The sequence below is a fragment of the Rothia sp. HMSC065C03 genome, from assembly GCF_001837295.1.
Taxonomy (GTDB): domain Bacteria; phylum Actinomycetota; class Actinomycetes; order Actinomycetales; family Micrococcaceae; genus Rothia.
Genome location: NZ_KV831986.1, coordinates 1 through 13,596, shown reverse-complemented (window position 1 = coordinate 13,596; position 13,596 = coordinate 1). Strand labels below are relative to the sequence as shown.

Annotated in this window: 9 protein-coding genes; all 9 read right to left on the bottom strand. The window is 52.9% G+C overall.

Annotated features, from left to right (window positions below; all coding sequences use genetic code 11):
* Positions 1-161 precede the first annotated feature (161 nt).
* Complete coding sequence (locus tag HMPREF2605_RS03270) at positions 162-1,064, bottom strand: aminotransferase class IV (protein ID WP_005509006.1); 903 nt, start codon at positions 1,062-1,064, stop codon at positions 162-164.
* A gap of 212 nt (positions 1,065-1,276) precedes the next feature.
* Entirely contained in the window at positions 1,277-2,527 is a 1,251-nt protein-coding gene (locus HMPREF2605_RS03265; protein WP_070846909.1) for a multidrug effflux MFS transporter, read from the bottom strand.
* 737 nt (positions 2,528-3,264) lie between these two features.
* Complete coding sequence (locus HMPREF2605_RS03260; RefSeq protein WP_060823897.1) at positions 3,265-3,933, bottom strand: nucleoside/nucleotide kinase family protein; 669 nt, start codon at positions 3,931-3,933, stop codon at positions 3,265-3,267.
* Complete coding sequence (locus tag HMPREF2605_RS03255; RefSeq protein ID WP_246828159.1) at positions 3,930-4,409, bottom strand: low molecular weight protein-tyrosine-phosphatase; 480 nt, start codon at positions 4,407-4,409, stop codon at positions 3,930-3,932. Before HMPREF2605_RS03255 ends, HMPREF2605_RS03260 begins: the two co-directional genes overlap by 4 nt.
* 92 nt (positions 4,410-4,501) lie before the next feature.
* Complete coding sequence (locus HMPREF2605_RS03250; RefSeq protein ID WP_070846907.1) at positions 4,502-6,154, bottom strand: pentapeptide repeat-containing protein; 1,653 nt, start codon at positions 6,152-6,154, stop codon at positions 4,502-4,504.
* Between the two features lie 149 nt (positions 6,155-6,303).
* Positions 6,304-7,527: a hypothetical protein gene (locus HMPREF2605_RS09370; RefSeq protein WP_141762270.1), complete on the bottom strand. Its 1,224-nt coding sequence runs from the start codon at positions 7,525-7,527 to the stop codon at positions 6,304-6,306.
* Positions 7,528-7,659: 132 nt separating this feature from the next.
* Positions 7,660-9,318, bottom strand: coding sequence for a pentapeptide repeat-containing protein (locus tag HMPREF2605_RS03240; protein WP_070846905.1), 1,659 nt, complete (start codon positions 9,316-9,318; stop codon positions 7,660-7,662).
* Positions 9,319-9,477: 159 nt separating this feature from the next.
* Positions 9,478-11,541 carry a pentapeptide repeat-containing protein gene (locus HMPREF2605_RS03235; protein ID WP_141762269.1) on the bottom strand — a complete coding sequence of 688 codons (2,064 nt, stop codon included), beginning with the start codon at positions 11,539-11,541 and terminating at the stop codon, positions 9,478-9,480.
* Positions 11,542-11,676: 135 nt separating this feature from the next.
* Positions 11,677-13,596, bottom strand: a 1,920-nt coding sequence (locus HMPREF2605_RS09490) for a hypothetical protein (RefSeq protein WP_168167584.1), incomplete at its 5' end; no start/stop codon positions are given.

Below are 13,596 nucleotides of genomic sequence, written 5' to 3'. Positions count from 1 at the left end.
AGAGCGTCCGGGCTGACACCCTGAGGGCGCTTCCGGAAAACGCGGCTACACCCGCTACTACCGAACAGGAAGGTACAGGCACCTCCTGCCCTTGACCATAGACAGCACAAAGGGACGGCACCATCCTCGCTACGGATGACGCCGTCCCTTTGTGTACGCGGTTAGCTCTGCTGCGCCAGGTAGTTCAACAGCGTGGCGGTCAGCTCCGGGTCATGCGCCAGCGCCGTGCCGTTCAGGTGAGTCACCGGTGCAATCAGACGCACCGACGACGCCAACCACACGCCGTCCGACTCGAATAAATCCTGCGGGTAGAGCGGTCCGAAGCCCAGCTCCCAACCGGCCTGGCGTGCCGCCTCGAACACCGCGCCCTGCGTAGTGCCGGGCAGGATGCCGTGGCTCGGCTCGGGCGTGTACAGCACCTTCTTGCCGTCCTCAATCTTGGCCACCAGCACCGAAGAGGTGGCGCCCTCAAGCACGCGACGCTCATCGGTGATGAAGATAGCGTCGTCCGCGCCGCGCTCCTGCACGTACCGCAGAACCGCCATGTTCACCGCGTAGGAGAGGGTCTTCGCGCCCGCCAGCAGCCACGGGTAGGCGCTGTTGTCCATCGGCTCGTGGCCGCGCGGCAGCAGCATCGCCTTCACGCCCTCGGTACGGCGCTTCACGATGGAGGCGGGCACCGGCGACGCCATAATCAGCGTGTACGGGCCCGGCTGCATGGAGGTTACCGCCTGGGTGGGGCCGCGCGAAATAATAATCTTCACGATGTGCTCTTCACCCAGCGCAGTCTCGGCACCGGCGGTCGCCTCACGCATGAGGCGCTCCACCGCCGAACGCAGAATCTCGGGTTCCGGGTCGGGCAAATCCAGCATGCGCGCCGACGACTCGAGGCGGGACAGATGCATGCCGAGCTTACGCACGCGGCGGTTGACGGACAGCATAGTCTCGAAGACGCCGTCGCCGCGGGTGAAGCCCTGATCATCAACGCTGATGAGGGGCACGGACGGGTCAACGAAGATGCCCTGTGGGTTCTGCTCGTTCAGAAGAATTACGGTACTAGACATAGTCTTATTGTACGTTCGCATCCAGAACCAGCGCGGGATAACGGTACTCGCCCTCGTTCCTACAGGGGCAGATGGACGAGACATGCAGAAGGGCGGTGCTATCCACGCTCCTACAGGGGCACCCGTCCTCGCTTCGCTTCGGACACCCTGATGTCGCTTACGGATAACACCGCCCCTCCTGGGCATACGCACAGATATGTACTTATGAACGGCTAGTGACCCGCCGCCGGGGCCTCATGGCTCTTACCGTCCGCCGAGTAGTCCGAATCCTTACGCGGCGTAGTCCACAGCACCAGCGCCGTCAGGACCGCGAAACCCAGAATGGAGAAGCCCATCGGCAGGTACTCATGCTCACCGGCAAACGACACCAGCGGCGCCGCCAACGCACCCAGCATCGCCTGAACCGTACCCATCACCGCCGAAGCACTACCCGCCATGTGGCGTGCCTCGTTCAACGCCAACGCCGAAGCATTACCGAAAATCAGGCCGCACGAGCTGGTCAGCAGGAACAGCAGAATCAGCGTCGGCACCAGCGAAATACCGACAAGGAAGCTAACCAACAGCAGCGAAGACACCACGAGCAGGCTCACCACACCGGTGTTCACGATGCGGCGCTGCGCCACGCGTCCAACCAGCTTGGTCGCAATCGCGCTGAACAGCACAATACCAATCGAGTTCACACCGAACACAATCGTGAACTGGGTTTCGGACAGGCCCAGAATCTTCTGTAGCACAAACGTCGAACCGGAAATATACGAGAACAGCGCACCAAACGCGAAGCACATCGTCAGCATGAAACCCAGGTAGCGGCGAATCTTGAAGACCTTCGGCAGCTCCGAGTACACGCTTAGGGCAGTGCCCTGGTAGCGTTCCTCCACCGGCAGGGTCTCCTTAATCACGAAGATCACGCCGAGCATCATGATCGCGGTAATCACGCCGAGCACATGGAAAATATCGCGCCAGCTACCCCACGACAGCACCCAGCCACCAAACAGCGGCGCAAGCACCGGCGCGAAGCCGTTAATCATCATCATGACGCCCATGAGCTTAGCGGTCGCCAGGCCCTGAGTCGTATCAGCCACCATGGAACGCGCCAGCACTGCACCAATCGAACCGGTGAAGCCCATCATGAAACGCGCAAAAATCAGTAGCTCAATATTCGGCGCGAAACCACACGCCACGGTCGCAATAAAGCAGATGACCGCACCGATCAGCAGCGGCTTGCGGCGGCCCGTCTTATCCGACAGGGGACCCACGACCAGCTGACCGAGCGCCATACCCACCATGAACGCGCTCAAAGTCAGGGAGGCGTTCGTGCTGGTGGTGTTCAGGTTCTCAGCGACTGCGGGCAGCGCCGCCAGGTACATGTCCGTGGCAAGCGGCGCGATAGCGGTCAGTAGCGCTAGAACTACGATAAAAATGGGCGATAGCCCGAATGAGGTCTTAGTCGACTTCGAAGACATATGTCTTAGTTTTTCTTTCTATGTGATGCGCGTGCAACGGCGCCTGCGGCTCTACAAGACGTGGATGCGGCGGTACCGGATCCGGGGGTGAGCTTGCGCAGGCTGGAAGCACAACTTGTTCACGGTAGCAGAATTGGGCGTGGCTTCGTAAGTTAAATGTTTGATATTTTTTTTGAGCTGGGAGAGACAGGATTGCAGAGGGTACGCAGAAGGGACGGTGTTATCCACGCTCCTACAGGGGCACCCGTCCTCGCTTCGCTTCGGGCACCCTGATGTCGCTTACGGATAGCACCGCCCCTTGAGCGGCTTGGCTTAGCCTGCTGCTCAGCCCCTGGCACTGAAGAAATATTTGAGAAATATTCTTGAGAAGCATTGCTCGGGGCGACCGCATAATCTACGTTGGTCATACCACGCGATACGACCGGAGAGGCAACCTCAGATGCGCAATCACTATTACAAATATTTGCTATGCATCCTGCTGCTCATAGCTTGCGTCTTGCTCGTAGTCTTTGCCGTGCTTTCTAACAACAACCCGGGTAACGAAAAAGACGGCACTGCCTCCACGCACGCGCCGAGCAATACCTCAACCTACTGGGATAAAGACCGCATGGAATCCGCTAGCCCGGCTCCCATGCCTCAATAAAACAGGGCCTCAGTAAAACTGGCTCTGAATAGCCGTAGGGCCCAATGCTTCGAGATACACAAAGCATTGGGCCCTACTGTCTTGTAGGCGGCTGCTACTGCGCCGCGCTGTCGTAGATGAAGTCCACGGTCGCGTAGTCCTCCGGGATTTCGGCGAGCAGCGCCTCCTCCTGCGCCGCCCAGCGTTCCCAGTGCGGGCGGAACGTGTCACCGTCACGAGCCATGGCGCGTTCGTAACGCACCTCGTCCGGGGCGGTCGCGAGGATACGCACCTCGCAGGCGCCCGCAATCGCGCCGACACCCTCACAGATGATGACCTGCGTAGCCGCCGGGTCGACGGTGCGTACCTCACCGGGGGCGCCCGCCTCCCAATCCCACGGGGTGTAGGTCCCGGCAATGCCTTCGGTCAGCTGCACGGATAGCGCGTCCCACGCCTCCACGCCGTCGAAGAGGCCGTCCCAGCCGGGGTAGAAGTCGTCCAGGTGCAGCACGTGCACGCTGTGCCCGGCGGCGGTGAGCTCCTGCTCAAGCTGCGCGGCGAGGCTGGTTTTGCCGGTGCCGCTGCGGCCGTCAATGCCGATGATCAGCGGGATCTGCGCGAAGTCGGCGAGGAACTGCGCACGGAATTCGGTGAATTCGGCGGTGTCCATGTCGAAGTCGTTGCCGATGCCGTGCTCCAGACGCAGCATGTCTTTGCAGAGCTCCAGGATTTCGGTGGTGCCGGTGACGCGGCGGTTCTGGTTCAGGGGAATACGCTGACTCACTGCGCGTCGCCTTCCTGCTTGAGGTGGTTGATGAGGCCGCGTGCGGCGGCGTCAATGAGGCCGGTGGTGTACACGAAGTCGCGTTCGCTACCGTACCAGGGGTCGTAGATGCCGAGCTGGTCCAGGTGGGTGGTGGTGACCTTCGGGTCGAAGCTGCGCATCATGCGGATTTTTGCCTTGTCGGCCTCGTTGCGGGCGAGAGCTTTGAGGCGCAGGTAGTGGGGTGCGTCCATGGCGAGGATGAGGTCGTTGCGGTCGAAGTCCTCGACGGTGAAGACGCTGGCGCGGTGCGCGGACGGGTCGATACCGCGGGCGGTGAGCTGCGCGGCGGCGCGCGGGTCGATGCGGTTGCCTTCTTCTTCGTTGCTGATGCCGCTGGAGGTGACGGTGACGGGCACGCCGGCTTCTTGGGCGTGCTGGCGGATGAGGTATTCGCCGACGGGGGAGCGGCAGATGTTGCCGGTGCAGACAGTCATGATTCGGTACATGGTTCTAGTGTATCGGTGGGGTAGAGGGTGCGGCACAGCCCCGCTGCATCAGAGGATACAGGCGGGGCTGTGCTGGTGGGCTACTCCTGGTGCTGGGGAGAGCGTTGAATTCTGCAGCATGTGACACTCATATGGGTGTACTCCTTAGTTTTTTCATCCCATGAACCAGGGTCAAAAACTACGGTCCCGAAGGGGACGCTGAAGGTTTTATCCCCGAGCGTTGCGCTACCAAGTTCAATAGGCTGGCTATCGGAACGAACAGAGAAGTTGCTGTCTTCCCAATTGACTTGGTCAGAGAATCGGGCTGAGTCAGAACCCTCTGCAAATGTGGGTGCATACTTTTCGAAGTAGGTGCTTCGGAAGGTCATTTCTCCGTTGAAGGTTGCATCCTGGAAGTATATGTATCTGCTGAAATTTGTCCCCTCGAAGCGTGTACCTCCGTTGAAGGTCGTGCCTATAAAGTATGCATCTCCGGTGAAGGTCGCGCGCGCAAAGTATACGTATGAGTCTCTGTTGAAGGTCGCGCGCGTAAAATATGCATTTCTGTCGAAGGTCGCGTCCCGGAAACGTGCCTCTCCGGTGAAGGTTGCCGTCCAGAAGTTCGCGTCTCCGCCGAAATCCGCGTTCAAGAAGTCTGCGAATCTGTTGAAGACCGCGTACGAGAAATCTGCCGTTCTGCTGAAGGCTACGTCTACGAAGTATGCACGTTCGTTGAAGATCGTATATCTAAAATCTGTGTTTCCTGTAAAGATTGCGCCCGTGAAGTCTGCGTTTCCGGTGAACTTTGCGAATATGAAGTTCGTGTTTCTGTAGAATCGGGCAGAGCTGAATTGACCTTGTTCAATGGTGAGGTTGTTCAGGGGATAGAAAATGGGTGCTCGGCTAAAGTCGAACTTGAAGCCGCTCCACGCGCCGGATTTAACAGTTACCTTCTTGCTCTCATCCACACTGACAGTGCTGCTACGTTTGCTCATTTCCTCAAAAATGGCGCGGCGTACGTCCTGTTCTGCGTGGAACTTTGCATAGTCTGCGGTGATATCTTTAGGCTTTTTGTATTCATCAGAATCTTCGAAACGCTTAAGTAGAACCTGGAGCAGTGAAGACTCTTCTTCACTGAGCTTCTCGGATTCTGATTTCTGGAGCTTTTCTAGTTCTTCGCGGGCTTCATATTCTTCAATTTTCTCTGCCAAGGGGAAAGGGGAACGAATATAGGCGCAAAGGTTATTAATAATAATCTGCCCCTCTTCTTGTTGCTCGTCTGGTTCGAGAGAATCATCAGCAATCCATTCATCGACTAGACCAACAAGGGTATAGATACCGCCCAGACGGACGGCTGCTTTTTCGTTGGCCAACTGTTCTACCGCAGTGGTGTACCGGCTACGTCGTTCCGCATACACCTGGCGGGTATGGTCGTTCTCGTTTTTCTCTTTTTCCTGGTTATTCTTTCGGTGAGTCTCACCAAGAGTGATGACACCCAGAACACCACCGGTGGTGTAGAGAAGAGCCTGGCGAAGAGCTGAGCCATCATCATTTTTACCAAAACCCGAGTTAATTGCGATAGGTAAGAAGAAAGCTGCGGCTCCGCCCAAGACCGCGATTGCACCAAGCCAGCAGTAGAACAGAGGCGCTTTCTGCTTGAGATTGCGGAGATGTGCATAGAGCAAGAGACCGGAAACTAAAACTGTGCATACGCCAAGCAACAGCCAAGCCCCCGTTGACGGTTCTAAAGACATTATGTCTAGTTCTCCTATCTACGATGAGAGGAATGGTTACCTCTCAGCATAGTGCACAAGCTACCTGACAGGGGCGTCTAACGGCCATATAAATGAAAGCCCCGCCGATGTGGTTCGGCGGGGCTTGTAATTATGAAAATAATCTTTAATTATTTATGCTTACATTTCCCAGTATTGCTGTTATATTCATGTATTGACTCGTTGTACTGTTCAATTCTGTAATCTTCTTTTATTGATATGTAACTTTCTGTCGGATTTAGTGGAAATGTATTGCCAATAAAATCAAATTGTGTATAGCTATTTTTCTCCTGGTTGTAAGTTGGTGTAAAAATGTGTAGATATTTATCTTTGGATTCGACGACTATTCCGAAGGATATGGATTCTGATTGGGGGTTTTGCAGGGTAAATATACAAGAGTATGCATGCATTGGGTTATTTGATGTGGAGCCAATATCCACTACGCCCTTCCCGGCATTTATAACTAATGATGATGTTGGAAATTTAAGTAATATTAATACGACCAAGAGGGTGAATAGTATTGACTTTAGTCCTTTAAATTTTGGTGCGGATTTAGCGATTGATTTAAGAGCGTCGATTGTCTCTAGTGGAGATGAGCTTAGCAATTTTATTTGACCAAAAACGAATGCAAAAAATACAAATAATGCTAGGTCGTCAATGTAACTCTGGGGGGCCATCAGGCTATATATTGCCCACGCTGGAAATCCTGCAAAGAGGGTAAATATTGCGATATGCCAGGTTGCTCTAATGTATACATCTAAATCTAGGTTTTTTTGAGGGCCTTTCGAATCTGATGTGGTATCCATATTTAATGCTGTAATATCTAATGTTTTACTTGGGATGAGTATTAAATATATTATGAATAGTGAGATGACGGTTGAAGATATTAGTTGATACCTATCCTGTGTAAGCTGAAGAGAGGTTATCCTAAACGCTAAATTAATGTTTCCTTGAGTCACCCAGTTGTAATAGTAAAGGGTGAGCATGAAGGTTATGATTAGCGCTATAGGCGATAGTGATAGGACGGTTTTGAATTGCTCTATGAGGAAGTTGTTTGATTTATGGTTTGGAATATCTTCTGGATTCTTTTTGTTGTCCAATTGAATTGATGGTTTGCTTGTTATTATGAGGATTGGAAAAATTGCAAGGAATAGAAATTGGATGCACCTAAAGAAATTTTTTTCATTGAATAGGATTTCTGGAGAGGATAGTATGATCCATGTTAAAAAAGGGAGGATTACGGAAATGGATGGAAATATTATTCTAGGGTTGTTAATTTTATCTATTGTTTTATTTATGATAGGAATCTGTAGAAAGTTGCTGAGTGTTTTTCTTAAAGGAATTTTTGATAGCACTGGAAATCTCTCCTAGCTACTTTGAGAGGAACGGTCACTCTTCAGCATAGTGCAAAACTGTCTAGCCTGTGCTTCTAGCGGTCATACGCAAAGACCCCGCCACACATTCAATGTGGCGGGGCCTTCGGGATATCACTGCGCGGGCTCACTCATGCGCGTGTATTCCTTCTGCCGTTCATCCCAAGAAGTCGGATCGAAGAGCACCGCCCCAACTGGGATACGGTAGCCCACGCCGCTCAACCCGGCTGTACCCAGCAGAATAGGCTGGCTATCCTCGTACACCGCGAAGTTATGCGCCTCCTGCCCCGCAGACTCCGAACCAGCAGACAACGCAGCGAACCGAGCCCGGTACACCTCACCCGACTCAACATTCTTCGCCACAAAGAGCGGCGGGCTCTTCACGAAAGACACATCGCAGAAATCTGCAGTCTGTACAAAGGACGCGCCATAGAACTCTGCGCCTGCCTCAAAAGTAGCCTCAGTGAAATCAGCGCCTTGGTCAAAAGCTGCCTCGCTAAAGTCCGCGGTTTGCGTGAAAGTCGTCCATTTGAAGCGTGCGACCTGCGCGAAAGCCGTCTCACTGAAGCGGGCGTTTTGGGTAAAAGTCGCTCCGCTAAAGTCTGCGACCTGACCGAAAACAGCCCCGATGAAGTGCGCGTTTTGAGCGAACACAGCCCAGCTGAAGTCTGCGTTCCGGGCAAAATTTACCCCGCCAAAACTAGCGTTCTGGATAAAAGCCGCCCCGGTGAAGTTCGCCTCCTGAGCGAATTCCACCCCGCTAAAATGCGCGTTCTGCATGAACTTCACCCTGTCGAAATACGCATTCTGAACGAAGGATGCTCCGCCGAAGTCAGCGTTATGAGTGAAGGTCGCCCGGCTGAAATTTGCGTCGCCAGTAAAGGTCGCGTCACCGAATCCCGTGATTTTTCCGAAGGTTGCGCGACTGAAATCCACGGTTCCCACAAAAGCTGCCCCGCTGAAATCTGAACCATTGCAGAACTTCGCCGCAGAGAAGTCGGCGTTCTCAATAGTCAGATTGTCGAGAGGGTAGAAGACGACCGCCCGGCTGAAATCGAACTCAAAGCCGCTCCACGCGCCGACAGCCACCTCGCCCTTCTCGTTTTCAGCAAGGGTGCTGCTGCGCTTGCTCATCTCAACGAAGACGCTGCGGCGAACATCCTGCTCACCACGGAAAGCCGCCAGATCCGTAGCAAAATCACCCGCATAGTTAGCGGGCGGCGTATCAGGTTCAAAAGCTTCAGCCTTGAACGCCCGCGCGAACGGCGAACGCACATAAGCACAGAGGGCATTGACGATGACCTGCCCCTCCTTCTGCCGCGCCTCAACGCTGAGCTGCTCGTCAGCGAGCCACTCATCAACCAGACCCGCAAGCGTGCTGATGGCGCTCGCACGGACTGCCGGGTTCGGATACGCCAGATGCTCAACTGCCTTGCTGTAACGGGTATGGCGCTTGGCATGTACTCGCTGGGGATGTTCCAGCTTTTTCTGGGCGTTCATGCGGTGGAACTCCCCAAGAAAGAGAACGCCCAGCAGGGTGCCGGTGATGAAGAAAATGAACGGCTGAACCTCAAAATTGGCGATGCCAGGGTCAAAGGCGAAAGGCATAAAACCCGCCGCGACAATGCCCAAGAGCGCGATAGCCCAAACCCAGGTGCGGAAGCTAGACAGCTTCCCCTTGAGATTGCCGAACTGCGCGGCGAATGGGAAAAGCAGAATAACGACTGCGCAAGCTATCAGCCAAGCCCACGCGGTGCTGGGGGAGAGATGCATGTGGTTCTCCTGTCATCGTTGAAAGGGGCGGGTCATACTCAGCATAAGGTAAAGCTGCTGGGCTTGGGCAGTTGCTGGTCAAAAGCAAGAGCCCCGCCAACGCTGGATGCGCGGGCGGGGTTTGTGGGAGCTTCCCCGACGGCGGGGGAGAGCTAGGTTTTACTGTGCAGGCTCACTAACGCGGGTGTACTCCTGCTGTTCTTCGTCCCAGGAGCCTGGGTCGTACAGCACAGCGCCGAGAGGGAGAACGAACGTTCTATTAAGAAGCTCCGCCGTGCCCAGCGGAATAGGCTGGCTGCCCTCATATACCGTGAAGTTATGCGCCTCCTGACCGGCAGAATCCGAACCAGTAGGCAGAGTAGCGAATAGCGCCCGGTACACTTCACCCGACTCAACATTCTTCGCGGCAAAGAGCGGCGGGCTCTTCACAAAAGACGCATCGCAGAAATCTGCAACGCCCATAAAGGTTGCCCCGGCAAACTCCGCACCTGCTTCGAAGGTCGCATCAGCGAACCAAGAGAGCTGCTCAAACGCAACTCCGCTGAAGTTGGCATCAGCGCTGAAAGCCGCCGTGCTGAACCCGGCATACCCCTCAAAGACAGCCTCACGGAACTCTGTAGTCCCCGCAAAATCCGTTCTGAAGAAGCTCGCATTACCGCCGAAAGACGCCCCGCAGAACCCCGCATTTCCGCCAAAGGCTGCGCCACTAAACCGAACATCCGCCGCAAACGCAGCATCGCGGAAGTCCGCGTGCCCTCTAAAAGAAGCCTCGTGGAATTCCGCATTAGCGTTGAAGGTTGCATGGTCGAAGCTCGCACTATGGTTGAACGTCGAGCAGGTAAAGTCTGCGTCCTGACCGAACGTCACATCCTCGAAGTAAGCACCCTCAAACCTCGCCCCGTTGAAGCTCACCGCCCGCGCGAACGTCGCCTTGTAGAAACCGACATGCGCCGTGAACGTCGCCTTACTAAAGTCGGCATCCTGCGCGAAGGTCGCGTTACCGAAGTTCGCTTGCTGCGGGAAGTCCATCTCATAGCGCGTCCTCGGAAGCGCAATAAAAGACGCCCGGCTGAACGTGGCGTCGCCGTCGAACCGCGCCCCACCAAAATCCTCGTACTGCGTGAAGGACGCCCCGCTAAAGTCCGCCGCGCTCACAAAGCGTACGTTGCTGAACATTGCGGACTGCTTGGTGGCTATACCGGCAAAGCGCGCGGCCCCGCCGAACAGCGACTTGGAGAACACCGCCGGACGGTTGAAGACCGACGCGGCGAAGTGTGCTTCATCGTGGAACGTGGAGGCGGTGAATACTGCCTTGCCGTCAAAGGTGACCGCCGCGAAGCTGGCTATGCCCGAGGTGTTCAAACGTGAGAAGTTGGCATCGGATTTGAAGGCGGATACCGCGAAGTCAGCCGCAGCCGAAAAGACCGCATCTGAGAAGTCAGCCTCGCCGGTGAAGGTTACGGTTGCGAAGCTTGCCGCGTCTGCAAAGCGTGCCCCGCTGAACTCTGCCGCGCCTGCGAAGTGCGCGGCGCTGAACCCCACCCAGTCGTTGAAGTTCGCGCCGTGGAAGGATGCGTCAGCCGTGAACTGTGCCGCGGAAAAGCTGGTGTCACCGTGGAAGGTTGCGCCGGAAAAATCCGCCGGACCGTAGAAGGTCGCGGAGGCAAAATCGGCGTTCTGAAAGTGCAGCTGCCGTAGCGGGTAGAAGATGGGCGCGCCGCCAAAGTCGAAGCGCAAATCAGACCATGTCGGCGATAGCGACGGCACCGTATGCTGGCTTTCCCCGTTACCTTTTTCGTTGCGCTCGGTGACCGCGGCGAAGCGGCGGCTGAACTCCGTGAAGACTGTGCGGCGCACCAACTGCTCTTCGCGTAGCGCCACCTGATCGCGCGCGAAGTTGCCTTCGTACCCTTCGGGGGCCCCGCCTGATTCTAGGACCTGGCGTTTCTGTGCGAGGGGGTAGGGCGTGCGGATGCACCCGGTCAGCGCGTCGATAATGGTCTGGGCTTCTTCACGGCGTACTTGCGTGGGGAGGGAGGCGTCGGTGAGCCATCCGTCCGCGAGGTTTACGAGCGTGAATACCGCGCCGAGGCGTGTGGCGGGCTGCCCGTCGAGGAATTGTTCGAGGGCGTGCGTGTAGCGTTCGCGCCGCCCGGCCTGCTGGTTGAGTGCCGGGGTGTTTTTGCGTTGCCGTAGCGCAGTTAAGAGTTTGTTGAGGTTCATGGCGGTGTGCCCTTCCTGCTCCGGTGCTGGCTTATATCCAGCATAGGGGAGGACCCCGCCCCTTTGCGCTCGCGGTGGGCAAAAGAAAAGCCCCGCCTGCACGGTATATGCAGGCGGGGAATACACATAAACTTTTTATTTATGTGGCGGCTTTTTAGAATTCTCTATATATTCTGCATAGAATATCTCTTTAAGTGAATACCTAGTTTGAACATATTCACATTTTCCCGTGTGGAGATTGTATCCATGCTTGGAACCATCAAATTTTTCGATGCGATAACCTCCTGGAATTTTAACTTGAGATTCTGCTAATTTATTTGGAATCACTTTCCCATTCTCCACTTCTTCCCCATAGCTATTTCTCTCTTGGTTGTATTCAGGGGTGAATATATGAACTGATTCAGGTTTTGATTCTGCGATTACACCGAAGGCAATAGATTTTTTTTCTTTGATGTCGTTGGAGAAAACGCAGGAATAGTCTGTCTCAACCGACCCCAGAGTGTCCCCGGGGCTTGTTACTATATCGCTAAAACCTTTTGTTATATTTGGGATAAGCCAAGAGCTAATCGATGATATTAAAATTACAGAGAGTGTAGTCATTATTAAGGCCGTTCCATTTTCTTCACGAGTCCTTGAACGTATTTCTGTTGTGCTTTTGAGTTCATATTTCTTGTCTAAAATATTTCTTAAGGAGACGTTGCAAAGGGTAAACGAAATAAATATTGCCGTTAATAAAAATATAATTATTTCTTTATGCGAAAGAATTTTTAATATTTGATAGTTTATAAGAGCGCAGAAGAAGGTGAGGGCTGATGAAATAGAGATTATCATAAAGTAGATACATTCCACTTCCCTTTTTATATTTTCTTTTCTACCTCTGAGGATTATTTTTTCAGCACCGTTGACACATTGGGGGAGGAGGAAATAGGGGATAAATGATATGTATCCTATTAGTAGCAGGGAGAAGGCCATTGTCAGCCAAATATATTTACTGTCCGTAAATTGAATTGCTGTAATTTGAATTGCAGTACTTAGATTACCTTTTGTTACCTGTGTGTTGTGGATTAGCGCAAGCATAAATACTATAGATGCTGTTAAAGGTAGAAGCGGAAGTACTAGCTTTATGTGGGAGATGATAGTTGACCGAGTGGACTTTTCCTCTGGGTCTAATATTATTCTCTTGGCTTTTTGGCGTCGTTTGTTTTTTAAAATTTCTTCGATGATAATGATGATTGAAGTTGTGCTACTGAGGTTGGCTGCGATAGAAAGGACAAGGAAAATAAGTAGTACAAATCCGATGTCAGGGTCGTTGAAAAATTCTTTGAGGAGTGTTGGGGTTGTCCTGTAGGCATGTCGATCGTATAGGGTAGTGGAAAATGTGTCGACTCCGAGGACAAAGAGTGCTACCGCAAAGATGGCAAAGGTAGGAATAAGTGTAAACATTATATAGTGTAAGGACTTTTCTGCTCCAGTGTAGGTCTTACCTTTTCGGCCGCTGGCTACTTTGCGCAAAAAGATAAAAATTTTGCGCAAAAAGATAAAAATTATTTCGATTATTTTAAAAACCATATCGGCTGCAACGAAAAAAGTGAAAATCGTAACGAATGCAATGAAAAAACTAAGAACAGTAATGTTTCCAATATATTTAAAATAATATAGAATGAATGGCGTGATGATTGATATTGTAATAACTAATATAGATATTGTTGCAAGTGGTTTTTTTGTGTTATTTTTGAAAATTGCGCAAATTCGATTGAAGAAACAGAGGGTGAAAATGTATAGGGAAATTATTAGGTGGAAGGTGGTTGACTGGGCAGTGGTTCGTAGATTAGCAATTTTTGCCAAGTCATTATCAGAGTATTCACTAAAATTGGAGGGTAGTTTTCGACTCTCTTCCAGGTGATTATAGGAAATTTCGACAATAGCAAATAGATAATTTACTGTGAATATTAAGGATGCTGAGGCGAGTGAAAATAGTATCCAGTATATTATTGGGTTATCTGAAAAGAAATTATCGAAATCTGTCTTTTCTTTGCTGGAATCCAGGTTGATGTT